Here is a 22816-nt window from a genome sequence, read left to right as displayed (position 1 = left end):
TCAAGCACTTTTCTTGAAGAGTGCTCGCGTGGCACGAATGTGCCGTTCCACCCCGTCTGACGGGCCTTGGAGCCTTTATTGACGGGGCAGAGAGAATTTGACGCAACAAAAAGAAATATTCCGACCCTTCGTCGAATAATAACCGACAGCAACAGAAGGACATTCTCACTAAAGGATTAAACCCATCCTCTTTGCAGGGTGCATCATAGCTGGCTTTGCCCAACAAATGGGGCGAAAAGCCATCCCAGCTTATGGCTATAGCATCGTTATCGTTACGTGCTTATGACAAAACGATCATTGAATCCATGTGACCTATTGGTTAGAACTCAACACAGGTTGGCGCCGTAACGACGCCGACACCTAGGCTCGCCACGCCGGCAGCGAGCCCACCAACGGCAGAAAAACTCTGCCCGGCCTCAGACGAGGCCGAAGGATATCAAGACAGTCAACAAGTGAGGGAAACACCCTATGAGAAGACTTAAGCGTGATCCGTTGGAAAGAGCATTTTTACGCGGATATCAATATGGCGTTCATGGCAAATCCCGTGAGCTTTGCCCATTTACTCTACCGTCGGTACGCCAAGCCTGGATCAACGGCTGGCGAGAAGGACGCGGCGACAACTGGGACGGTATGACTGGCACTGCGGGAATCCACAGACTCAACGAACTTCACGCCGTCGGCTAATCAAGGGCATTTAATTCCGACACCACCTCGAATATGTAGCGACTTAACCACGCACGCCCTATCCAGGCGGCGGGCTTCGGCCCAGGGGCTCCTCTTAAGGAGCCCTTTTTATTGGCCTGAGAATAATGAGGACTACCGTAGGAGCGAGGGGGACGCCTAGTTCTTGCTCGCGAAGAACCCGAGGGCGCCGCGTTAAGCCAGATGCGCAGCGCTATCGTTGACGTTCTTCGCGAGCAAGAACTAGGCGTCCCCCTCGCTCCTACACGCGCAATGCCGCAATTGCATCCACTGACTGGCGGATCAGCGCCGGGCCTTTGTAAATAAAACCCGAGTACAACTGCACCAGGCTGGCACCCGCAGCGATCTTCTCGGCTGCATGCTTGCCTTCGGTGATGCCGCCCACCGCGATGATCGGCAAACGCCCGGCCAGCTCAGCGGCCAGCACCTTGACGATATGAGTGCTCTTGTCACGCACTGGCGCACCCGACAGGCCGCCCGCTTCATCGCCATGGGCCAACCCTTCGACGCCGACACGGCTGAGGGTGGTGTTGGTCGCGATGACCGCATCCATGCCCGCATCCACCAGGGCCTGGGCCACCAGCACGGTTTCTTCGTCACTCATGTCCGGGGCGATCTTGATTGCCAGCGGCACACGCTTGCCATGGCGCACGGCCAGGTCTTCCTGGCGTTGGCGCAGGGCTTCGAGCAGTTGCTTGAGCGAATCGCCGAACTGCAGGCTGCGCAGGCCCGGGGTGTTGGGCGAGCTGACGTTGACGGTGACATAGCTGGCGTGGGCGTAGACCTTGTCCAGGCAGATCAGGTAGTCATCCACTGCGCGCTCGACCGGCGTGTCGAAGTTCTTGCCGATATTGATGCCGAGGATGCCCTTGTACTTTGCGGCCTCGACGCGCGACAGCAGATGATCGACGCCCAGGTTGTTGAACCCCATGCGATTGATGATCGCCTCGGCTTCCGGCAGGCGGAAGATACGCGGCTTGGGGTTGCCCGGTTGCGGTCTCGGCGTCACGGTGCCGATCTCCACAAAACCGAAACCCAACTGCGCGAAGCCATCGATGGCCGCACCGTTCTTGTCCAGGCCGGCAGCCAGTCCGACCGGGTTGGGGAAGTCGAGCCCCATCACCGACACCGGCGTTTTCGCCGGCGCCTTGCATACCAGGCCATTGAGCCCCAGGCGGCCACCGGCACCGATCAGGTCCAGGGACAGATCGTGGGAGGTTTCCGGGGAGAGTTTGAACAACAGCTGGCGGGCCAGGGTATACATGGGCGGGCTAGACTCGGATGGCGGCGAAAGGTGGCGGCGATTATAGCGGGGTGGCGGGGTGCACGCGAGGCGCGCCGCCCAAACGTCAGTAGCGTTGCTGTACCAGGGCCTCATAACGTGCCCAGATTTTTTCCGCATAGCGCATGCGCAACGCGTCGCGCTCAGGGCCGGAGCCGGGCCCGACATTGTAGGACCCCACCGCCGTCCAGTTGTAGCCAAAGCGCTGGATAAACTCGGCCAGTATGGACGCCCCGACTTCCACCGACAGGCAAGGCTCACTCAACAACCTTTCCTCGGTGATACCCAGCTTGAGCAGGCGAGGCAAATGGATACTGTTGATCTGCATCAGGCCGATATCCCGTGTGCCGTTACCGTTGGCGTAGTTCATCGCATCCGGGCGAAAATCCGACTCCACGGCGGCGATAGCCTGGAGCAACTCCGGCTCGATATCGTAGCGATGGGCGGTTTCCTCCCAGCAATAGGCCAGTGCCTGATTGCCGCTCGTCACCAGGCCAAGCCACAGCAGCCGGCGCCAGAACTCAGCCATGACTGACTTGTCCACAGGCCGAACACACATGCGGCAGGGTATCCATAGGCCCGGGCCCTGCTCGCTCAGCCTTCACCGGGCATGTAAAGCGATACCCGCGACCATAAATGGTCTTGATAAAGCCTTTGTCAGCGCCAAGATGCTTGCGCAGCGAATAAATGCAACGGGTCAGCGACTCCTCGGCGACCTCCCCCTGGGGCCAGGCCAACTCGAGCAAACGATCCTTGGTCATCAGTACACCGCCAGAGACCAACAGCAGCCGCAAAACATGCAGCTCCTTGGGTGGCAACTGGACGTCGCTGCCGTCGCCGGTCAGGCGACCATCGCCATGCAGCGTCCACTGGGAAAAGAGCAGGGACGTCGTCAACTCATCATTCACGACGGCCATATCTACCTCGACATCCGACTACTGACATTGAAGTCCTTATTTTCCAGTACTGGCTCTTGTGCCCACATCACGACTATAAAAAACCACCTTGCAGCCCACGCTAGGAAAAACCCCATACAGCCGACGCTTTTTAGCAACACCCTGTAAGACACTTCACCCACATACGTCAGGCGCTCCCCCATTTATAGACCTCGTGCAACTCAACACCCAACCGATCCTCCAGTTGCACCAACTCGCCCAATGCGAGCAACCGGCCATTAACCCGAACTTCCACGCAGTGGATGATGCCCGGCGACAATGGCAGCACCTTTCCAGCAGCAAAGGCTGCCAGGCGCCTGCGGCTGATCAGTTGTTCCTGTAGAAGAATTTCCAAATGCATGGGTCAACACCTTATTCACGGAGAGCTATCGCGACCCGGGCGTACAAACGCACGTTGCACGCGCTCGTATTGCGCCGCACTCAACGGTGGTGCGCCCACGCCTGTGGCCAACGCCTTCAACTCGCTACCCGCGGCCCGGGCCTGAATGACAAACAGGCGAACCTTGGCCGGGCCGGCTGGAGCGGTGCTGCGTCCCGGCTCATGCGCCTCACGGCTGAACGCTCCCAGCCACAGGCGCTTGCCCTGCGCGACCCTCACCACACTGCTGGCACTCACCCGTCCGACCGCGGTCGGTTTGCCGCGCCGCCCCGCCTGGCTCAATTGTCGACCATCCTCGACATGGAGCAGCATCTCGATCTGGTTCGCTTCGGCAAAACGCGGCAGTACGCTGACCTGGGAGCCGTATTGCACGGGCTTCCAATCAGCATGGTCGGCTCCGGGAGCAGGCAGGTAGAAGGTGTGGTTATCCTGGAACATGGCCGGCACATTCTCCTGGGTGAGAATCACCGGCAACGTCATCACCCTTGCTCGCCGCCGGCGCTCCAGCGTGGCGATTTGCGCCATCACGCGGTTATCGTCCATCGGCTCCAGAATGCGCGTGGCCTGGGCCTTCCCATCCTTGTCCCAGTCAAAGCCCAGCTTTTTCAGTTCGTCACGGTCCACGTCCACCATCCATAGCGAGACTTCGATAGACCGCTTGGGCGCGTCCAACTCCGCCACCAGGCGCTCGATGAACCCCAACTGCGCAGGTTTACCCTTGATCAGCAGGCTATTGGTATCCGGGTATGCGATCACCACCAGGTTCTTGTCGGCCAGCGGTCCCTTCTGTTCAGAACCCAACAGGGTTTCGATCGTCGACGCGATTCCCGGCACCGTGACCTTTTCGTCACCCATGGCATAGCCGCGGTCTGCCACGTGGGTGTTGAGTACCTGAACGACAGCAAACGCCTGGTTACCTACTTGTAATTCAGCACGCTCGCGATCCATCAATTGGGCCAGGCGCAAAACGTGGTCGACATAATGAGGTGGCCCGGATACATCGAATGTGCGTGCCCCGCTCACGCGCAGGGGGTAGCGCGTCTCATCAAGACCCGAACGGCGCATGAGGCCACGAAACCGCTCGACAGATATATGCCGCAGCACCACTGCCGAACGTTTTGCCTCGCTGGCGTTGTAGAGGTAGAGCGCCTGGCCATCGCTGTACCAGATCAAGCCGTACTGCAACGCAAGCGTCTCCAGGGCGTGCAGCGGCATAGCGAGGTCAATGACCTCGCTGATGCGTATGCGCGCCACTTCACCGCTCACGACGATGGGCAGGCCCATGGGCACGGACAAGGCGGTAAAGACGGTATGCAGGCTCTCGTCCTGCGCCTGGTAGGTTTCGCCCCGGGCACCGGCACTTCCCAGCATCAGCGCGGCAAGCAGCAGCCAGAGACAGGGAGTTGTTACGGAAAAGTGAGCGTACACCTGGGATTTCCTGGGCGGCCTGGCAGTAAGAAGCGGCCATACTGAGAGGCAGCCGAGTTTCAATCTTGATGAAAAGTTGACGGCTGGCGGCGCCCATCGGCCCGTGGCATGTGCCTTGCTACGGACTCCGTATCAAGGCGCGCACCAACGGCGGAGCGGGCTTACGGACAAAGGCGTCGTTACCCGCAATGGCCTTGCATCGCCATCTGAGGGAACGACGCTTTTTTGTGAAAGAAAAGGTAGGTGTTGATGAACGATTCGGTTGGCAACAGCCCGACGAACGACCCGCTGGCCTGGGTCAACGGCAGTGATGCGCCGGAAAAGAGCAGCCTTGACCTGGGCTTCATGGCCTTGAGCGATTGCGCATCCCTGGTGGTGGCAGCGACCCAAGGTTTCGCCCAGCCTTATGGCTTGACCCTCAACCTCAAGCGCCAATCTTCATGGGCCAACCTGCGGGACAAACTGGTCAGCGGCGAACTGGACGCCGCCCACAGCCTGTACGGGCTGGTCTATGCCGTGCACCTGGGCATCGGCGGCGTCGCACCTACCGACATGGCAGTCTTGATGGGGCTGAACCAGAACGGCCAAAGCATCAACCTGTCCCGCAGCCTGCAACAGCAGGGCGTGGTCACTCCTGAGGCGCTGGACCGCCACGTGCACCAAAGCCGAACAAAACTGACTTTCGCCCAGACCTTTCCCACAGGCACTCACGCCATGTGGTTGTACTACTGGCTGGCGAGCCAAGGCATTCATCCGCTACAGGATGTGGACAGTGTCGTGGTACCGCCCCCGCAAATGCTCGCGCACCTGCAGGCCGGGCGTATCGATGGCTTTTGCGTCGGCGAGCCCTGGTGCGCCAGTGCAGTCAAGCAACACCAGGGCTTTACCCTGGCGACCACCCAGGCGATCTGGCCGAACCATCCGGAAAAGGTGCTCGGCTGCACCCAGGCGTTTGTCGACCAGTACCCCAACACCGCCCGCGTGCTGGTGATGGCGATCCTCGAGGCCAGCCGCTTTATCGAGCAAAACACCGAAAACCGCCGCTCCACCGCACAATTGCTCAGTGGCCGCGAGTACCTCGATGCCCCGCTCGACTGCATCGAGCCGCGTTTGCTGGGCGCCTATGACGACGGCCTGGGCGACCAATGGCAGGACCCCCACGCCCTGCGTTTTTTTGCCGATGGCGAGGTCAACCTGCCCTACCTCTCCGATGGCATGTGGTTCATGACCCAGTTTCGACGCTGGGGCCTGTTGCGCGAAGACCCTGATTACCTCGGCGTTGCTCGCCAAGTGCAACAGCTGGCGCTGTATCGTCAGGCCGCCGAGGCACTGGGCCTCGGCGACAACGGCCAGGACATGCGCAGCAGTCAACTGATCGACGGCAAGATCTGGGACGGCTCGGATCCCGCCGGCTACGCGCGCAGCTTCCGCCTGCATGCCATGGCGGACCCTACCAGCCGCCAAGCCTTGCGCTGACAGGAGGATGTCCATGCTGCGAATCCTGTTGATCAACGACACGCCACGCAAAGTCGGCCGCCTGAGGACAGCGCTGATCGAGGCTGGCTTTGAAGTGATCGATGAATCCGGCCTGACCATCGACCTGCCTGCGCGCGTCGAAACGGTGCGCCCGGACGTCATCCTGATCGATACCGAGTCACCGGGCCGCGATGTGATGGAGCAAGTGGTACTGGTCAGCCGCGACCAGCCCCGGCCCATCGTAATGTTTACCGACGAGCACGACCCCGACGTGATGCGCCAGGCCATCAAGTCCGGGGTCAGCGCCTACATCGTCGAAGGCATTCAGGCGCAGCGCCTGCAACCGATCCTCGACGTGGCCATGGCTCGCTTCGAGAGCGACCAGGCCTTGCGCGCCCAGCTCCAGGCCCGTGACCAACAGTTGGCCGAGCGCAAGCGCATCGAGTTGGCCAAGGGCATGCTGATGAAAATGAAGGCCTGCAATGAGGAAGAGGCCTACACCCTGATGCGCCGCCAGGCCATGAGCCGCCAGCAGAAACTGATCCAGGTGGCGGAGCAGATCATCGCCATGAGTGAACTGCTCGGTTAAACATCCGTAGCAGCTGTCGAGCTCCAGCGAGGCTGCGTCGGCCGCGACTCGAGCTTGAATCGGCAGTGCGGCCGACGCAGCCTCGCTTGCGCTCGGCAGCTGCTACGGGGGTAAGGCCGTGAGGTGGATTGGGCTACGGGGGGGGCCGTGAGGTGGATTGGTTTTCGTAGCAGCTGTCGAGCCTTGGCGAGGCTGCGTCGGCCGCGGCTCGAGCTTGAGTCGGCAGCTGCGGATTTGCGCGGTGTTGGATAAGACGGTATCTACGGGTTTGCGCGGAGCTGGAGAAGACGGGAGCTACGGCCGGCATGTTGGCGCAGGACTTGCTAAGTAATCACCACAGGTAACCAACGGCGGTTGCCCCTTCACGACAAAGACGTCGCACACCCGGTTTGCCCTTGCGAACCCGGTGGCGGCGTTTTTTTGTTTTGGCCCCGGTAGCACGGGGCCGGTGGGGCGGCCTCAGCCGGCGGCTCCATCACCAGGCCTTCTTACAAGACTCCCAACCGTTGAGGTGCGTGATGAAATCAAGCTTCTGGAAATCCGGGCACACCCCGACCCTGTTTGCCGCGTTCCTGTATTTCGACCTGAGCTTCATGGTCTGGTATTTGTTGGGCCCCCTGGCGGTGCAGATTGCCGCCGACCTGCACCTGACCACCCAACAACGCGGCCTGATGGTGGCGACGCCGATCCTGGCCGGCGCGGTGCTGCGCTTCCTGATGGGCATGCTGGCGGACAAGCTGTCGCCCAAGACCGCCGGGCTGATTGGCCAGGTGATTGTGATCGTCGCCTTGTTCGGCGCCTGGAAACTAGGGATTCACAGCTACGAACAAGCCTTGTTGCTGGGACTGTTCCTCGGCATGGCCGGCGCATCCTTTGCGGTGGCGCTGCCGCTGGCGTCCCAATGGTACCCGGCCGAACACCAGGGCAAGGCCATGGGCATCGCCGGTGCCGGTAACTCGGGCACGGTGTTCGCGGCGTTGCTGGCCCCGGTGCTGGCGGCGGCGTTTGGCTGGAGCAATGTGTTCGGCTTTGCGCTGATTCCACTGATCCTGACGCTGATCGTCTTCGCCTGGCTGGCACGCAATGCACCCGAGCGGCCGAAAGCCAAGTCCATGGCCGATTACTTCAAGGCCCTGGGCGACCGCGACAGCTGGTGGTTCATGTTCTTCTACAGCGTGACCTTCGGCGGTTTTATCGGTCTGGCCAGCGCCCTGCCCGGTTATTTCAACGACCAATACGGCCTGAGCCCCATGACTGCCGGCTACTACACCGCCGCCTGCGTGTTCGGTGGCAGCCTGATGCGCCCACTGGGCGGCGCGCTGGCCGACCGTTTCGGCGGAATCCGCACCTTGCTCGGCATGTACAGCGTCGCGGCGATCTGCATTGCGGCGGTGGGTTTCAACCTGCCCAGCTCCTATGCGGCACTGGCGCTCTTCGTCTGCACCATGCTCGGCCTGGGTGCGGGCAATGGCGCGGTGTTCCAGTTGGTGCCACAGCGTTTCCGGCGTGAGATTGGTGTGATGACCGGCTTGATCGGCATGGCCGGCGGCATCGGCGGTTTCGCCCTGGCCGCGGGCATGGGCGCGATCAAGCAGAGCACTGGCAGCTATCAACTGGCCTTGTGGCTGTTCGCCAGCCTGGGCGTACTGGCCTGGTTCGGCCTGCATGGCGTCAAACGTCGCTGGAGAACCACCTGGGGTTCGGCCGCAGTGACCGCTGCGCGCGTCTGATGAGCCTGCAACTGAGCGTCGCCCAGGCCAGCGCCATCGGCCCACGGGCGGAAAACCAGGATGCGCTGCGGGTCGTCACCCCCGCAGCGGAACTGGCGGCGAGCAAAGGTTACCTGTGCGCCATGGCCGACGGTGTGAGCCAGTGCGCCGACGGCGGACTGGCCGCACGCTCGACTTTGCAGGCCCTGGCCCTGGATTACTACGCCACGCCGCAAACCTGGGGTGTGGCACAGGCATTGGAGCGCTTGCTGCTGGCGCAAAACCGCTGGTTGCAGGCCAATGGCGGCGGCCAGCCGTTGCTGACCACCCTCAGTGCCCTGGTCTTTCGCGGCCAGCGTTTCACCCTGGCCCATGTCGGTGATTGCAGGGCGTATCGCTGGCTGGACGGTGAGTTGCAGCGCATCAGCGAAGACCATGTGTGGGAACAACCGGGCATGCAGCACGTGCTCAAGCGTGCCCTCGGCCTGGATCAGCACCTGGTGCTGGATTTTCTCGACGGTCAATTGCGCGAAGGTGAGTGCTTCCTGCTGCTCAGCGACGGCGTCTGGGCCACCCTGGGCGATCACAGCATCAGCGCGATCCTGCGCGAACAAACCGACCTGGACCTGGCGGTCACCACGCTGGTCAATGCCGCACACCTGGCGGGCAGCCAGGACAATGCCAGCGCCTTGCTGGTGCGCATCGACACGCTTGGCGCCGCCACCCTCGGCGACGCCCTGGTGCAATTGCAGCAATGGCCCTTGCCACCGCTACTGAAATCCGGGCAACGCTTTGAAGGCTGGCAGGTGGACAGCGTGCTGGCGCAAAGCAGGCAGTCGTTGCTGTACCGGGTGCGCGATGCCCAACAGCAACCCTGGCTGCTGAAAACCTTGCCACTGAGCCGCGACGACGACAGCGACGCCGGCCAGGCATTACTGTCGGAAGAGTGGTTTTTGCGACGGGTAGCCGGGCGTGCCTTTCCTGAGGTGCACGCCGCCAGCGGGCGCCAGCATTTGTACTACGTCATGCGGGAATATCCGGGGCAAACCCTGGCCGAGCTGTTCCAGTACCAGGGCCCATTGCCCCTGGCGCAATGGCAGTCCGTCGCCGAGCGTTTGCTGCGCGCAGTCGGCATGCTGCACCGACGGCAGATCCTTCACCGCGACATCAAGCCGGAAAACCTGCTGCTGGGGGATGACGGTGAATTGCGCGTGCTGGATTTCGGTCTGGCCTACTGCCCCGGTCTTTCCGAGGACCGGGCCCACGTACTGCCCGGCACCCCGAGCTTTATCGCGCCCGAAGCGTTCAATGGCGACCGTCCGACAGCCCAGCAGGATTTGTACAGCGTAGGCGTCACCTTGTATTACCTGTTGACCGGGCATTACCCCTACGGGGAAATCGAAGCCTTCCAACGGCCTCGATTTGCCCAGGCTGTCAGCGCCAGCCGCTATCGCCCGGATCTCCCCGATTGGCTCCCCCTGAGCCTGGAGCGCGCCGTGGCTGCACAACCGGCGCATCGCTATGAAACCGCCGAGGAATGGCTGCTGGTGCTGGAACAGGCCGACCGCCAGGAGCTGAGCATCCGCCCCAGGCCCCTGCTGGAGCGCGAACCATTGAAGGTCTGGCGCACCTTGGGCCTGGTCTCGATGCTGATCAACCTGATTCTTCTGTATTCACTCTTTCACAACTGACGTCAGCTCTAGACGAGGAAAAACCCATGAACGCAAAAGTCTGGCTGGTGGGCGCGGGCCCTGGCGATCCGGAGCTGTTGACCCTCAAGGCTGTACGGGCCCTGCACGAAGCCGATGTGGTACTGATCGATGACCTGGTCAACCCCGCAGTGCTGGAGCACTGCGCGGAGGCACGGGTGATCACGGTCGGCAAACGCGGCGGCTGCCGCTCGACCCCGCAGGACTTTATCCACCGCCTGATGCTGCGTTACGCCCGCCAAGGCAAGTGCGTAGTGCGGCTGAAAGGGGGTGACCCGTGCATTTTCGGCCGCGGTGGCGAAGAAGCCGTGTGGCTGCGCGAACGCGGCGTCGAGGTAGAGTTGGTCAACGGGATCACCGCCGGGCTGGCGGGGGCAACGAATTGCGCGATTCCACTGACGTTGCGTGGCGTCAGCCGCGGTGTGACCCTGGTCACGGCCCATACCCAGGACGACAGCAGCCTTAATTGGCGCGCATTGGCCGAGGGCGGGACGACATTGGTGGTGTATATGGGAGTGGCCAAGCTGGAGGAGATTCGCCAGCAATTGCTCGAAGGCGGGATGGCGACAGATATGCCGGTGGCAATGATCGAAAACGCCTCATTGCTCCAACAGCGCGAATGCCGCAGTGAGCTGTCGCGGATGCATGAAGACGCACAGGCATTTGCCTTGAAGAGCCCGGCGATTCTGGTGATCGGCCATGTTGCGGCCGCCGAGCAGACGGCTTATGTCGCTGCCGCAGTCAGCGCCTGAGGCAAATTCCAAGCAAAAAAAACCCGGCCGAGGCCGGGTTTCTTCTACATCTCAGTAATTACTGAGCGGTAGCTTCAACCGACGCTTCTACGCGACGGTTAACAGCACGACCAGCTTCAGTTGCGTTGTCAGCAACTGGGCGGGATTCGCCATAACCTACAGCAGTTACACGGCTAGGAGCCACGCCGTCTTTAACCAGGACTTGCTTAACAGCGTCAGCACGACGCTGGGACAGCTTCTGGTTGTAGGCGTCTGGACCTACGGAGTCAGTGTGACCAGCAACTTCTACGTTGGTAGCTGGGTACTGAGCCATGAAGTCGGCCAGGTTTTTCACGTCGCCGTAGCTGTTAGGCTTAACAACGGCCTTGTCGAAGTCGAACTTAACGTCCAGCTCAACACGAACAACCTGGGCAACTGGAGCTTCTGGCTCTGGAGTTGGCTCTGGAGCTGGTGCTGGGGTAGGAGCTGGAGCAGCTGCGCCAGCGTTACCGCCGAAGTTCACGCCCAGGCCAACCAGTGCGGAGTAGTCCCACTTGCCGTTGTCCAGACCGTAGTCAGCTTCAACACCGGCACGAGCGTACAGGTTGTTGGTGAAGTAGTACTTCACACCAGTACCAACGGTAGCGAAGGTAGTTTGGTCGCGACCGCTGTGGCCGTCAGCCTGGACGTTGGTACGGCTCTGGTGACCGAAGCCGCCTTCTACGTATGGACGCAGGCTGTCTACGCCAGCTTGACCGAAGTGATACTGGGCAACCAGGCTGCCGGTATCGCCTTTGATCTTCTGGTTACCAGTACCGTCGTTCGAACGGGTGTGGTTGGTCTTGTCGTAGGACAGGTTCAAGGACAGGTCGTCGGTCAGGAAGTAACCGATGCGAGCGCCAGGATTGAAGCCGTCTTCGATGTGCTTGACGCTATCGTTGTACTGCTTCTTGTAGAACAGCTCGCCTTCAACTGCGCCTTGGCCTTGTGCCAGAACGCCGAAAGAAGTAGCGGCAATAAGAGAACCAATGGCCAAGCCCAAGGTGTTTTTCAGTTTCATCCGTTAAATCCCCATCTGGTGATTGTAAAGCAGTCCCACAAACCGGGGGACAACTCGGCGACAAGTCTAACAGAACTTGCCTACACGTAAGAGATATTTGCCACGCACTAAGTTTCAGTCTCGCCCGCAAATTTCTCACGTAATTTATCTAGAGCACGCTTGTAACGCATTTTTGTAGCACTCAAACCCATGTGCATGATGTCAGCGATTTCCTGGAACTCCAGCTCTGCGACAAATCGTAGCACCAGAATTTCCCGGTCAATCGGGTTCACATACACCAGCCAGCGATCAAGTCCGCCCTTCTCCTCGGGTGCCGGCGCCTTTTCTTCAGACGCCTCCTCAAGGGGGTCCAGACTCAAGGCGTCCATCAAGCGACGCTTTCGCCGTTCCTTCCGATACTGCGTGATGCACTCGTTGTAGGTGATGCTGTACAGCCACGTCTTGAACTTCGATTTGCCCTCGAAGTTCTTCAGGCCGTACAGCACCTTGAGCATCACTTCCTGACAGACATCATCCGCATCTCTATCGTTCCCTAAATACCTTGAACAAACGTTGAACAGAGTGCGTTGATATCTGCGCATCAATTCTTCATACGCGCGAGTTACGTGAAACAGCTCCGTGTGTGCGCGCGCGACCAACTCCTCATCAGAGAGCTCACGGGGGTCATAGCGCGTGGACAGCGTTTGGGCTTTATTCAAAACAAGTCGTGCCGACAGTCAGGTCAATGTCCGCTACAGCCCGGTCAGCCGGGCTTGCGGCGGCGTACATTAGCAGGGTTTACCGGGTTAGCGGCTACTGACCTGCTGCTCGAGGAGAATCCGATTGGACAGCGACACCAGGTCGCCGTCATCGGTCAGCACCGTCGTCTTGACTGTGCCGATCTCCTCGATTTGCCCTTCGACCTCGCCCACACGCACCTGTTGCCCAACCTGATACAACTCACGCACATAGATTCCCGCGAGAATCTGGCCGGCAATTTCCCGGCTTCCCAAGCCCATGGCCAGCGCAACGGCCAGACCAACGGTAATCAAAACGATGACGATCACGTGGTTGAGCAGGTCAGTCTTGACCTCCAACTGGCTGATCGCGACCGAAATACTGATGATGATCACCAACCCCTGGGCGATACGCCCCAGGCCAGCGGCATAATCCAACCCCACACCTTCAGCGGCGCCGCGCACCAGCCCATTGGCCAGTTGAGCAAGCAAAACGCCTACGAGAAGCACCAGCGCGCCGCCGAAAACCTTCGGCAAATACAGCGCCAGCATGTCGAGCGTAGCTGAAACTCGCTCAAGTCCAAGGGATTGCGCCGCAGAAACCAGAAAAATCAGCAAAACAAACCAATAGACGATCTTGCCGATCAACGTGGAGATCGGCACCTGCAACCCGGCGCGGCCCAGCAGCTTGGTCAGGCCAGTGCCGGCCATCAGGCGGTCAAGACCCAGTTTCGCGAGCAATTTGGACAGCAGGGTGTCGAGCAGCTTGGCCACGACAAAGCCCAGCAACACCAGGACCAGGGCACCAAACAGGTTGGGGATGAAATTCGCCACCTTGGTCCACAATGCGGTCATCGCGGTGACCAGGCTCTGGGTCCAGAGATCAAGTTCCATATTCAATCAGCCTTATCAGCAGTGCGAGCAAGAGGTTTACGACGGGAAACCGGCGACACGTGGGCCGAACCGTTGTTCAGGGCCATCATCAACGCCGGCATCCAGCGGCCGAGCAGACCGAACAGGTCACCCGCGCCCACCTGGCGGTTAGCGGTTTTCAATACGCGGCCCAGGCAGGCATCGTCGTCACGGTTGGACGGCGAGGCATTGAGCATGTCACGCAAAGACTGTTCGAACGGATCGTGCATAAAGACCTCTCGCAAGTGTTTTAAAAGACGAGGGTAAAATTCCTGGGGTCACATAGGCCCCTTCCTACGTTCAGGTCATATTCAGCTCAAACCCAGCGCAATCGTCGAAACAGCCACCATTGTCCGAGTGCCACCGAGACCATCAACAGGCATGCAATCACGAATCCGTAGGGGCTGGCGGAGAACGGTATCCCCCCCACATTTATACCCAGCAAACCGGTCAGGAAACTCATCGGCAGGAAGATTCCCGTGATGATCCCGAAGCGGTACATGGTGCGGTTCATGCGCACGCTCAAGCGCCGGTCTTCGGCCTCAAGCACAAGCCCCACGCGCTCCCGGGTCAATTCGAGCTCTTCCAGGTAGCGGGTCAGGCTGTTGTTCAATTCGTTCCAGTAGTCGGCATCGTCGTCACAGAACCACGGCAATTTTATCCGCGTGAGCTGGGCAAAAATATCCCGCTGCGGCGACAGGAAACGCTTGAGCCCGGCCGCTCGGCGACGGATCTGCAAAACACTGCCATGTTCAGGTGTATACCGTTCGTCGGTATCGAGTTTTTCTTCCTCCGCATCGACGATTTCCGACAAATCCGTGACCAGATCCTGGACCTTGTTGGTCAGGTACTGCGCCATATAAAGGATGAGCTCCGAAGCGGTTTTCGGCCCCTTGCCATCCGCCAACTGCACCAGCAGTTCATCGGTGGCGCGCAACGGGCGCAGACGCAGGGAGATCACGCGGCTGGCGGCAGCGAAGATACGTACCGAGACCATGTCTTCCGGCTCGGCCCCCGGGTTGAGGTTGACCCCGCGCAGGAACAGCAGCAACTCGGCATCCGGCAGCGGCAACAGGCGTGGGCGGGTGTTCTCCTCCAGCAGCAGGTCACAGGCGAATTCGCTCAAGCCACTGGATTTGCGCAGCCAGGTCTGGGTCTGGGGATGGCTGCGATCCCAGTGCAGCCACAGGCTTTCCTGGGGCTGCAGTTGCAAGTCGTCGAGCTCAGTCCGGGCAATCGAACGCGCACCGCCTTTACCGTCCAGCACCAGGGCATGCACCAGCCCCCACTGCGCGTTTTCTTCCTCGAACATCCTCACCCCTGTCGGTTATTGCGGTTTATTCAGGCATCTGCAGCGGGCTTGGCGAGACGATCACGCCATTATTGTCGGCGTAGATGTACTCACCCGGGCGGAACGTCACACCCGCAAATGTCACCACGACGTTCAGGTCGCCGATGCCGCGCTTATCGGTTTTCATCGGATGACTGGCCAGCGCCTGTACCCCAAGGTCGGTCTGGGCGATCACATCGACGTCACGGATGCAGCCATAGATCACCAACCCTTCCCAACCGTTCTTCGCGGCTTTCTCGGCGATCATGTCGCCCAGCAGCGCGCGGCGCAGGGAACCACCACCGTCGACCACCAGCACCTTGCCGGCGCCCGGCTGGTCGGCCTGCTCCTTGACGAGGGAGTTATCTTCGAAACATTTGATGGTGACAATCTCGCCGCCGAAGGAATCTCGGCCGCCGAAGTTGCTGAACATCGGCTCGACTACCTGCACCAGGTCCGGGTAGGCGTCGCACAGGTCGGGGGTCACGTAATGGTTCATTGAAAAATTCCTTTCCGCCAAAGAAGTGTCTTTCGAAAGAAGCACCAGCCGGAGCCGGTGCGCAACATCCCATTCGCTTCATCGCAACGCAATAACCACTGCGCGACTGAATATGACCAGAAGCGTTTAACGCGTCATATATTAGCCGCAACCACACACGAGCGAAACGCCCTTGGCAGAGCCCTGGGTCAAACTACGACCAATGCCTCTGGCTTGGCAGCCAATAAAGGTGTCAGCGGGTCGTTCAACCATTGCTGAACCAGCGGCCAGACCTCGGCCTGGGCGGCCTTGCTGACGAGCATTTCCACATGTCCGAAATCACCGCTAAACCCTTGCTGGCGCCCCAGGCACAGGTACTGACGGTGCTCGGAGCCGATCTGCTCGAACAGCTTACGGCACGCCCAGTCCGGATCCTGCCGGTCGCCCGCCGCACTGACGGCCAGCAGCGGCACATCGACGTCCGCCAGGCCTTTCCACCAATCGCGCTTACCCTCGCCAAAGCGACCGAACAGGCCATTCCAGCGCATGGCTTCGATCAGCACGCCGGCCGGTTCGTCCTCCGGGCCCCGCTTGAGCCGCGAGCCGGACACTGCGCCGAAGCGCTTCAACAGCAGACGGCCGGTCCACTCCACTGGAGGAAGTTTCAATGGCCAGTGGCTGCGACTGACCTGACAGCCAAACAGTGCCACCGAGGCCACTGCAGGCGCGCCAAGGTACTGCCCACCCAGGGCCGCCGCCAGGGTTGTAGCGCCGAGAGAATGACCCATCCAATGGGGAATCTGCGCACTTTGCTCACGCACAAAGGCACCAATGGCCGGCAGATCGTAACGCGCGTAGTCGGCGACGCGGTTGCTGGCGTAGTCCTGGTTGCGCCGGGACAGCCCATGACCGCGCATTTCCGGGATCCACACATCGAACCCCTGGCGGGCCAGGTAGGCGCCCAGGCCGATCCCCTTGGGCGAATACCAGAAACGCCGGTTGGAAAAACTGCCGTGCAACAAAATAACCGGGATGCCCCGGTTTTCCGGGACATCGGCCAGGCCCAAACGGGTCACCGCCAGCTCGACGGTACCGTCGGGGCTGTTACCGGGCTTGAGGCGATACACGTCTTCACTCAGGTCGCCACGACGCTCAGCGCTGATCAGGGCGACAGGAAACAGGTTGCTGCTGCTTTGCATAATGCTCTTGCACAAAAAAGGGCGACGTCCGCAAGGATTCCGCCCTGTACAGATAAGAATGCCGGTCACCCTGACGGGGGACCGGCACTTTTGACATGACGACCTCAGGCGGACGCTTGGCCTTCCGCCAGGAAGAACCAGGTTTCCAGCACGGAGTCAGGGTTCAGCGAGACGCTTTCGATACCCTGCTCCATCAGCCATTTGGCCAGGTCCGGGTGATCGGAAGGGCCCTGGCCGCAGATACCGATGTACTTGCCGGCCTTGTTGCACGCCTGGATGGCATTGGCCAGCAGCTTCTTGACCGCAGGGTTACGCTCGTCGAACAGGTGGGCGATGATCCCGGAATCGCGGTCCAGGCCCAGGGTGAGCTGGGTCAGGTCGTTGGAACCGATGGAGAAACCGTCGAAGAACTCCAGGAACTCTTCGGCGAGGATGGCGTTGGACGGCAGTTCGCACATCATGATCACGCGCAGGCCGTTTTCGCCGCGGGACAGGCCATTTTCGGCCAGCAGGTCGACGACCTGGCTCGCTTCGCCCAGGGTGCGCACGAACGGCACCATGATCTCGACGTTGGTCAGGCCCATCTCGTTGCGCACACGCTTGAGGGCGCGGCATTCAAGCTCGAAGCAGTCACGGAACGCTTCGCTGATGTAGCGCGAGGCGCCACGGAAGCCCAGCATCGGGTTTTCTTCTTCGGGCTCGTAGAGCTTGCCGCCGATCAGGTTGGCGTATTCGTTGGACTTGAAGTCCGACAGGCGCACGATGACCTTTTTCGGGTAGAACGCCGCCGCCAGGGTGCTGATGCCTTCCACCAGCTTCTCGACGTAGAAGCCCACCGGGTCGTCGTAGCCGGCGATGCGCTTGTCCACGCTTTCCTTGATGTCCAGCGGCAGGCCGTCGTAGTTCAACAGGGCCTTGGGGTGCACGCCGATCATGCGGTTGATGATGAACTCCAGGCGGGCCAGGCCCACACCGGCATTCGGCAACTGCGCGAAGTCGAAGGCACGGTCCGGGTTGCCGACGTTCATCATGATCTTGAAGGGCAGGTCGGGCATGGCGTCGATGGAGTTTTGCTTGATGTCGAAGCCCAGCTCGCCTTCAAAGATGAAGCCGGTGTCGCCTTCGGCACAGGACACGGTCACGCCCTGGCCGTCCTTGAGCAGTTGGGTGGCGTTGCCGCAACCGACCACCGCAGGAATCCCCAGCTCACGGGCGATGATCGCCGCATGGCAGGTACGCCCGCCACGGTTGGTCACGATAGCGCTGGCACGCTTCATCACCGGTTCCCAGTCCGGGTCGGTCATGTCGGAAACCAGTACGTCGCCAGGCTGGACTTTGTCCATCTCGGACACATCCTTGATGATCCGCACCTTGCCGGCGCCGATGCGCTGGCCGATGGCACGGCCTTCCACCAGCACGGTGCCGGTTTCTTTCAGCAGGTAGCGTTCCATGACGTTGGCCGAGGTACGGCTCTTCACGGTTTCCGGGCGGGCCTGCACGATGTACAGCTTGCCGTCGTCACCGTCCTTGGCCCATTCGATGTCCATCGGGCACTTGTAGTGCTTTTCGATGATCATCGCTTGCTTGGCCAACTCGCTGACTTCCGCGTCGCTCAGGCAGAAGCGCGCGCGCTCGGCCTTGTCGACGTCCACGGTTTTCACCGAACGACCGGCCTTGGCCTCGTCGCCGTAGATCATCTTGATGGCCTTGCTGCCCAGGTTGCGGCGCAGGATGGCCGGACGGCCGGCTTCAAGGGTGTGCTTGTGCACGTAGAATTCGTCGGGGTTGACCGCGCCTTGTACAACGGTTTCGCCCAGGCCGTAGGCGCCGGTGATAAACACCACGTCACGGAAGCCCGACTCGGTGTCGAGGGTGAACATCACGCCGGCGGTGCCGGTTTCCGAACGCACCATGCGCTGCACACCGGCAGACAGGGCCACCAGCTTGTGGTCGAAACCCTGGTGCACACGGTAGGAAATGGCGCGGTCGTTGAACAGCGAGGCAAACACTTCCTTGGCGGCGCGGATCACGTTTTCCACGCCGCGGATGTTAAGGAAAGTCTCTTGCTGGCCGGCGAAGGAGGCGTCAGGCAGGTCTTCGGCGGTGGCCGAGGAGCGCACGGCGACGGCCATGTCCGGGTTGCCGGCCGACAGGGTGGCGAAGGCGGTGCGGATTTCTTCGTTGAGCTTCTCGGGGAACTCGGCTTCCATGATCCATTGGCGGATCTGGGCGCCGGTTTTGGCCAGGGCGTTGACGTCATCGACGTCCAGGGCATCCAGCGCGGCGTGGATCTGAGCGTTGAGGCCGCTCAGTTCGAGGAAATCGCGGTAGGCCTGGGCCGTGGTGGCGAAACCACCCGGCACCGACACACCTGCGCCTGCAAGATTACTGATCATCTCGCCGAGGGATGCGTTCTTGCCCCCTACGTGCTCTACATCATGGACGCCGAGCTTATCGAGGGAAACTACGTACTCTACCAAGGTGATCTCTCCACTAACTGTGTTGGAAAAGCTCAGGACGCCGGCTGCTCGTAGGAGCGATTACCTGCGTTTGTGGCCTGGACCTGGAAAATAAGTGAGAATGCGGCCCACTATGGGACGGCAAAATCGCGCCTATCATATCCAAGATTCGTCATCAGCTTAAGGCCCAGGGCTCAAATGAAACGATCTGCTTTCTTTATCTCCGACGGCACCGGCATTACCGCCGAAACCCTGGGTCAGAGCCTGCTCGCGCAGTTCGAAAACAATACCTTCGCCAAATTCACGCGGCCCTATATCGACAGCGTGGATAAAGCGCGGGCCATGGTACAACAAATCAATCTGGCGGCTGAAAAAGACGGCTTTCGGCCGATCATTTTCGACACCATCGTCAATCAAGACATCCGTGAGATTCTCGCAACGTCGAATGGTTTCATGATCGACATTTTCTCGACGTTCCTGGCGCCGCTGGAGCAGGAATTGAGCGAACACTCCTCCTATTCGGTCGGAAAGTCCCATTCCATTGGGCATAACTCCAATTATATGGAGCGTATCGAGGCGGTGAACTTCGCCCTCGACAACGACGACGGCGCCCGCACCCACTACTACGACAAGGCCGACCTGATCCTGGTCGGCGTGTCGCGCTGCGGCAAAACGCCCACCTGCCTGTACATGGCCATGCAGTTCGGCATCCGTGCGGCCAACTACCCGCTGACCGAAGACGACATGGAGCACCTGACGCTGCCCGCCGCGCTGCGCGCCCATTCGCACAAGCTGTTCGGCCTGACCATCGACCCGGACCGTCTCACCGCCATCCGCAACGAGCGCAAGCCCAACAGCCGCTACTCCAGTTATGCCCAGTGCGAGTTCGAAGTGCGCGAAGTAGAAAATCTGTTCCGTCGCGAGAATATTGCGCACATCAATTCCACGCATTTTTCGGTGGAAGAGATTTCGGCGAAGATTCTGGTGGAGAAAGGTGTGGAGCGGCGCTTCAAATAATGCCTTGAGACACTGTTTTACTGTGGCGAGCGGGCTTGCCCCGCGCTGGGCTGCGCAGCAGCCCTAAACCAGTCACCGAGAACTGGCTGACACACCGCATTTATCTTGATTGGGGCTGCTTCGCAGCCCAGCGCGGGCGGTGCGACGATTCGACAAGCCCGCTCACAACGAGCCTGCTCACAGCATCGACGTCCACTCGCTATAGGTGAAACCGCCCTCCCCCTTGCCCCAACGCCGTCGCCAATGCATCAAACCCCGCCCGCAACAACTGATCATCGCCCGAGGTATTGCAGATACTCGCCCGAATGAACTGCGGCACCGCCGTCTGCCCTACGGCAAACGCCTCGGCGGTGGCGATCAGGTAATTATTCTGCTTGAGCTCCGCCTCGATTTCCGACGCGCGCCAGGGCTCCGGCACTTCGATCCAGAAGTGCGGGCTGTTCAGGTGGGTGCGGTACGCCAGGCCGGCCAACAAGTCCTGCACCAGGGTCTTGCGGCGGCTGATCTCGTTGATCTGTTGGCGCAGCAGGTATTCCGCCGTGCCGTTTTCGATCCACTGCGTCGCCAGTTCCAGGGTCACCGGCGTGGCCATCCAGCAGGTGGAGCGCAAGGCCGCCGAGATACGGCTGACCAGCGCCGGGGGCGCATGCACATAGCCCACACGCAGCCCGGCAGACACGGCCTTGCTCAGGCTGCTGATCAAAATCGTACGTTCGGGGGCGAAATGGCTGAGGGGCGGTGGACGGTCTTCAACCAATACGCCGTGGGCTTCGTCCTCAAGAATCAGCAGATTATGTTCCCGGCACACCTTCACCAAGGCTTCGCGGCGCGCCACGGATAACACCGCCGTGGTCGGGTTCTGGATGGTCGGCGTGCAATACAGCGCTGAAACCCGGTGATTACGACAGACTTCATCCAGCGCGCTCGGCAGCACGCCTTCTTCGTCCATCTCCAGGCCGATCAGGCGGATACCCAGCATGCGTGCGGCGGTGATCAGCCCCGGATAAGTCAATTGTTCGGTGACCACCGTATCGCCGGCGCGCAGCAGGGCCATCATCGCGCACAGCAGTCCATGCTGGCCGCCGTTGACGCAGATCACCTGCTCGGGGATCGGATGAAAATCACGCTGCACCAGCCACTGCGCGCCCGCGTCGCGATAACGCGGCAGGCCGGCATCCGGGGTGTAGGCGCTGATGTCCTGGAGGAACTTGGCGTTGGTCGACAGGGTTTGGAAGCTCTGTGCCAGGAAGGTGGTTTCCTGACCCGGGATATGCATGTTGCGGCTCATGTCGAAGTACTGGCGCGGCTCCTCGCTGAAGTTACGAAAGCCTTCATCACGCTGGCGCTCCATCCCACGCTTGCGGACGAAAGTGCCGTCACCCACTCGCGCTACCACCAAACCCAGACGCTCCAGCTCACCGTAGGCCCGGCTGATGGTGCCGATGGTCACCCCCAGATTGTCGGAAAGCACCCGATGAGGCGGCAGTTTTCGTCCCGGCTCAATCAAGCCTTCGAGGATGCCCCGTTCCATGACATCGGACAGGCGCTTGTACTTCACGCCCTGCCCGTTGGACAACCCCTCACGCATAATTGACACCATGTCAATATTTGTTTTGACAGCCATCTTTCGCCCTAATAGTGTGCTTTTACGGGTTCAATCGCCGAATTTCATAACTCATTACAAGTTCAATATAGAGTTCAATTCAGGCTCAGGGAAGCAATAAACGATGCCAATGTCCGCCGTTCTCGAAAACAACGCCAAAACCAAAACGCAAAAGCAGTGGCTGGCCGGGCTGGTGACCAGCGTGATGTTCCTGATCGTGTGCCTGAGCTGGGGCACCACGTGGCTGGGGATCAAGATCGCCGTGGAGAGTGTGCCACCGCTGACGTCCGCCGGTCTGCGCTTCCTGATCGCCTTCCCGCTGTTCCTGTGTTTTGCCAAGGTGCGCCGCGAGCCCATCCTGTTTCCCCGCGAGAGTCGCTGGTTTTTCGTATTCGTGACCCTGTCCTACTTCAGCGTGCCCTACTACCTGCTCAACTACGGCGAGATGCATGTGTCATCCGGTCTTACCGCCCTGCTGTTCAGTTGCATGCCGGTATTCATCCTGATTTTCTCCGCGTTGTTCCTGCGCGAGCGCATCTACTTTTCCCAGGTAGTCGGCATCGGTATCGGCTTCGGCAGCCTCTACATGATCATCAGGAGCCAGGGCCTGCACCTGGACCACGCCGAGTTCCTGGGGGTACTGGCGATCCTGGCGGCCGCGATCATGCACGCCTTGTGCTACGTCATCACCAAGCAAAAAGGCAGCGCCATCAGCGTGATCACCTACAACACCCTGCCCATCGGCATTGCCGGGCTGATGCTGTTCGTGGCCGGGTTGTGGTTTGAGACGCCGACCTTCGAAGCCATCACCCTGCGCTCCTGGAGCGCGCTGTTCTACCTGGGGCTGGTGGCCTCGGTGGGTGGGTTCATTGTGTATTTCATGCTGCTCAAGCGCTTGAGCCCGATCATCCTGTCGTTCGTGTTCATCATCTTCCCGGTGTTCGCGGTGATCATCGGCGCCTGGTACGAAGGCGTGGCGATTTCCCGCGACCTGATGCTGTATTCGGCCATCCTGCTGGCCGGCTTTGCGATCACCAAGTTGCCCATTGAAAAACTCCTGGCCAAGAAAAATTGACCCGCC

Annotated in this window: 22 protein-coding genes; 8 read left to right on the top strand and 14 right to left on the bottom strand. The window is 60.5% G+C overall.

The window, feature by feature from the left end; translation table 11 throughout:
• Window positions 1-468 precede the first annotated feature (468 nt).
• Entirely contained in the window at window positions 469-684 is a 216-nt protein-coding gene (rmf, locus tag F6S08_RS11340; protein ID WP_002553055.1) for a ribosome modulation factor, read from the top strand.
• A 259-nt stretch (window positions 685-943) separates the two neighbouring features.
• On the opposite strand, the gene F6S08_RS11335 is transcribed toward rmf, so the two are convergent.
• The 5 genes from F6S08_RS11335 to sctC all read right to left on the bottom strand — a co-directional run bounded on the left by F6S08_RS11335 (window position 944) and on the right by sctC (window position 4690).
• Entirely contained in the window at window positions 944-1966 is a 1023-nt protein-coding gene (locus F6S08_RS11335) for a quinone-dependent dihydroorotate dehydrogenase (protein ID WP_065924770.1), read from the bottom strand.
• Window positions 1967-2051: 85 nt separating this feature from the next.
• Window positions 2052-2513, bottom strand: a complete 462-nt coding sequence (locus F6S08_RS11330; RefSeq protein ID WP_027603696.1) for a transglycosylase SLT domain-containing protein — start codon at window positions 2511-2513, stop codon at window positions 2052-2054.
• Window positions 2506-2901, bottom strand: a complete 396-nt coding sequence (locus F6S08_RS11325) for a transcriptional regulator (protein WP_065924771.1) — start codon at window positions 2899-2901, stop codon at window positions 2506-2508. The genes F6S08_RS11330 and F6S08_RS11325 overlap by 8 nt, the downstream gene beginning before the upstream one ends.
• A gap of 166 nt (window positions 2902-3067) precedes the next feature.
• A complete protein-coding gene (locus tag F6S08_RS11320; RefSeq protein WP_027603693.1) occupies window positions 3068-3280 on the bottom strand; it encodes a FliM/FliN family flagellar motor switch protein in 213 nt (70 codons plus the stop codon).
• Window positions 3281-3295: 15 nt separating this feature from the next.
• Window positions 3296-4690 (bottom strand): type III secretion system outer membrane ring subunit SctC, encoded by a 1395-nt coding sequence (gene sctC, locus F6S08_RS11315; protein WP_083221142.1) that lies wholly within the window; start codon window positions 4688-4690, stop codon window positions 3296-3298.
• 306 nt (window positions 4691-4996) lie between these two features.
• Here sctC and F6S08_RS11310 point away from each other — a divergent pair, with 306 nt between their 5' ends.
• The 5 genes from F6S08_RS11310 (at window position 4997) to cobA (ending at window position 10982) form a co-directional block, all read left to right on the top strand.
• Window positions 4997-6223, top strand: coding sequence for a CmpA/NrtA family ABC transporter substrate-binding protein (locus tag F6S08_RS11310; protein ID WP_137212080.1), 1227 nt, complete (start codon window positions 4997-4999; stop codon window positions 6221-6223).
• A 13-nt stretch (window positions 6224-6236) separates the two neighbouring features.
• Window positions 6237-6812: an ANTAR domain-containing response regulator gene (locus F6S08_RS11305; protein ID WP_027603690.1), complete on the top strand. Its 576-nt coding sequence runs from the start codon at window positions 6237-6239 to the stop codon at window positions 6810-6812.
• 518 nt (window positions 6813-7330) lie between these two features.
• Entirely contained in the window at window positions 7331-8542 is a 1212-nt protein-coding gene (locus tag F6S08_RS11300; protein ID WP_053132785.1) for a nitrate/nitrite transporter, read from the top strand.
• On the top strand, window positions 8542-10212 hold the full coding sequence (locus F6S08_RS11295; RefSeq protein WP_315871593.1) for a bifunctional protein-serine/threonine kinase/phosphatase: 1671 nt from the start codon (window positions 8542-8544) through the stop codon (window positions 10210-10212). The genes F6S08_RS11300 and F6S08_RS11295 overlap by 1 nt, the downstream gene beginning before the upstream one ends.
• A 26-nt stretch (window positions 10213-10238) precedes the next feature.
• Window positions 10239-10982 carry a uroporphyrinogen-III C-methyltransferase gene (cobA, locus tag F6S08_RS11290; protein ID WP_065946893.1) on the top strand — a complete coding sequence of 248 codons (744 nt, stop codon included), beginning with the start codon at window positions 10239-10241 and terminating at the stop codon, window positions 10980-10982.
• Between the two features lie 58 nt (window positions 10983-11040).
• Here the strand turns inward: cobA and F6S08_RS11285 are convergent, their stop codons facing one another.
• The 8 genes from F6S08_RS11285 to ppsA all read right to left on the bottom strand — a co-directional run bounded on the left by F6S08_RS11285 (window position 11041) and on the right by ppsA (window position 19136).
• The gene (locus F6S08_RS11285; RefSeq protein WP_065873888.1) at window positions 11041-12021 is read right to left on the bottom strand and encodes an OmpA family protein; all 981 of its coding nucleotides are present in this window, start codon (window positions 12019-12021) and stop codon (window positions 11041-11043) included.
• A gap of 107 nt (window positions 12022-12128) precedes the next feature.
• On the bottom strand, window positions 12129-12719 hold the full coding sequence (sigX, locus tag F6S08_RS11280) for an RNA polymerase sigma factor SigX (protein ID WP_003175518.1): 591 nt from the start codon (window positions 12717-12719) through the stop codon (window positions 12129-12131).
• 87 nt (window positions 12720-12806) lie between these two features.
• Window positions 12807-13631, bottom strand: a complete 825-nt coding sequence (locus F6S08_RS11275) for a mechanosensitive ion channel family protein (RefSeq protein ID WP_003175519.1) — start codon at window positions 13629-13631, stop codon at window positions 12807-12809.
• Between the two features lie 2 nt (window positions 13632-13633).
• Entirely contained in the window at window positions 13634-13879 is a 246-nt protein-coding gene (locus tag F6S08_RS11270; protein ID WP_015885347.1) for a hypothetical protein, read from the bottom strand.
• An 86-nt stretch (window positions 13880-13965) separates the two neighbouring features.
• Window positions 13966-14961 carry a zinc transporter ZntB gene (locus F6S08_RS11265; protein ID WP_027603685.1) on the bottom strand — a complete coding sequence of 332 codons (996 nt, stop codon included), beginning with the start codon at window positions 14959-14961 and terminating at the stop codon, window positions 13966-13968.
• A gap of 25 nt (window positions 14962-14986) precedes the next feature.
• Complete coding sequence (gene rraA / locus F6S08_RS11260) at window positions 14987-15478, bottom strand: ribonuclease E activity regulator RraA (protein WP_027603684.1); 492 nt, start codon at window positions 15476-15478, stop codon at window positions 14987-14989.
• A 188-nt stretch (window positions 15479-15666) separates the two neighbouring features.
• Window positions 15667-16656: an alpha/beta fold hydrolase gene (locus tag F6S08_RS11255; RefSeq protein ID WP_315871592.1), complete on the bottom strand. Its 990-nt coding sequence runs from the start codon at window positions 16654-16656 to the stop codon at window positions 15667-15669.
• Window positions 16657-16760: 104 nt separating this feature from the next.
• Window positions 16761-19136 (bottom strand): phosphoenolpyruvate synthase, encoded by a 2376-nt coding sequence (gene ppsA, locus F6S08_RS11250; RefSeq protein ID WP_065924780.1) that lies wholly within the window; start codon window positions 19134-19136, stop codon window positions 16761-16763.
• 177 nt (window positions 19137-19313) lie between these two features.
• Between ppsA and F6S08_RS11245 the strand changes: the two genes are divergently transcribed.
• Window positions 19314-20132: a pyruvate, water dikinase regulatory protein gene (locus tag F6S08_RS11245; RefSeq protein WP_027603681.1), complete on the top strand. Its 819-nt coding sequence runs from the start codon at window positions 19314-19316 to the stop codon at window positions 20130-20132.
• Window positions 20133-20331: 199 nt separating this feature from the next.
• On the opposite strand, the gene F6S08_RS11240 is transcribed toward F6S08_RS11245, so the two are convergent.
• A complete protein-coding gene (locus F6S08_RS11240; protein ID WP_027603680.1) occupies window positions 20332-21756 on the bottom strand; it encodes a PLP-dependent aminotransferase family protein in 1425 nt (474 codons plus the stop codon).
• 160 nt (window positions 21757-21916) lie between these two features.
• Between F6S08_RS11240 and F6S08_RS11235 the strand changes: the two genes are divergently transcribed.
• Complete coding sequence (locus tag F6S08_RS11235; RefSeq protein ID WP_161985727.1) at window positions 21917-22810, top strand: DMT family transporter; 894 nt, start codon at window positions 21917-21919, stop codon at window positions 22808-22810.
• Window positions 22811-22816 lie beyond the last annotated feature (6 nt).

It is taken from the genome of Pseudomonas sp. JV449, from assembly GCF_032424295.1.
Lineage (GTDB): Bacteria > Pseudomonadota > Gammaproteobacteria > Pseudomonadales > Pseudomonadaceae > Aquipseudomonas > Aquipseudomonas marginalis.
Note: the sequence above shows the minus strand (reverse complement) of the source record. Positions and strands in the feature narration are given on the sequence as shown.

Coding starts and splice junctions, on each gene's coding strand:
- rmf (WP_002553055.1), top strand. CDS start 469: ATGAGAAGACTTAAGCGTGATCCGTTGGAAAGAGCATTTTTACGCGGA.
- F6S08_RS11335 (WP_065924770.1), bottom strand. CDS start 1,966: ATGTATACCCTGGCCCGCCAGCTGTTGTTCAAACTCTCCCCGGAAACC.
- F6S08_RS11330 (WP_027603696.1), bottom strand. CDS start 2,513: ATGGCTGAGTTCTGGCGCCGGCTGCTGTGGCTTGGCCTGGTGACGAGC.
- F6S08_RS11325 (WP_065924771.1), bottom strand. CDS start 2,901: ATGGCCGTCGTGAATGATGAGTTGACGACGTCCCTGCTCTTTTCCCAG.
- F6S08_RS11320 (WP_027603693.1), bottom strand. CDS start 3,280: ATGCATTTGGAAATTCTTCTACAGGAACAACTGATCAGCCGCAGGCGC.
- sctC (WP_083221142.1), bottom strand. CDS start 4,690: ATGCTGGGAAGTGCCGGTGCCCGGGGCGAAACCTACCAGGCGCAGGAC.
- F6S08_RS11310 (WP_137212080.1), top strand. CDS start 4,997: ATGAACGATTCGGTTGGCAACAGCCCGACGAACGACCCGCTGGCCTGG.
- F6S08_RS11305 (WP_027603690.1), top strand. CDS start 6,237: ATGCTGCGAATCCTGTTGATCAACGACACGCCACGCAAAGTCGGCCGC.
- F6S08_RS11300 (WP_053132785.1), top strand. CDS start 7,331: ATGAAATCAAGCTTCTGGAAATCCGGGCACACCCCGACCCTGTTTGCC.
- F6S08_RS11295 (WP_315871593.1), top strand. CDS start 8,542: ATGAGCCTGCAACTGAGCGTCGCCCAGGCCAGCGCCATCGGCCCACGG.
- cobA (WP_065946893.1), top strand. CDS start 10,239: ATGAACGCAAAAGTCTGGCTGGTGGGCGCGGGCCCTGGCGATCCGGAG.
- F6S08_RS11285 (WP_065873888.1), bottom strand. CDS start 12,021: ATGAAACTGAAAAACACCTTGGGCTTGGCCATTGGTTCTCTTATTGCC.
- F6S08_RS11275 (WP_003175519.1), bottom strand. CDS start 13,631: ATGGAACTTGATCTCTGGACCCAGAGCCTGGTCACCGCGATGACCGCA.
- F6S08_RS11270 (WP_015885347.1), bottom strand. CDS start 13,879: ATGCACGATCCGTTCGAACAGTCTTTGCGTGACATGCTCAATGCCTCG.
- F6S08_RS11265 (WP_027603685.1), bottom strand. CDS start 14,961: ATGTTCGAGGAAGAAAACGCGCAGTGGGGGCTGGTGCATGCCCTGGTG.
- rraA (WP_027603684.1), bottom strand. CDS start 15,478: ATGAACCATTACGTGACCCCCGACCTGTGCGACGCCTACCCGGACCTG.
- F6S08_RS11255 (WP_315871592.1), bottom strand. CDS start 16,656: ATGCAAAGCAGCAGCAACCTGTTTCCTGTCGCCCTGATCAGCGCTGAG.
- F6S08_RS11245 (WP_027603681.1), top strand. CDS start 19,314: ATGAAACGATCTGCTTTCTTTATCTCCGACGGCACCGGCATTACCGCC.
- F6S08_RS11240 (WP_027603680.1), bottom strand. CDS start 21,756: ATGGCTGTCAAAACAAATATTGACATGGTGTCAATTATGCGTGAGGGG.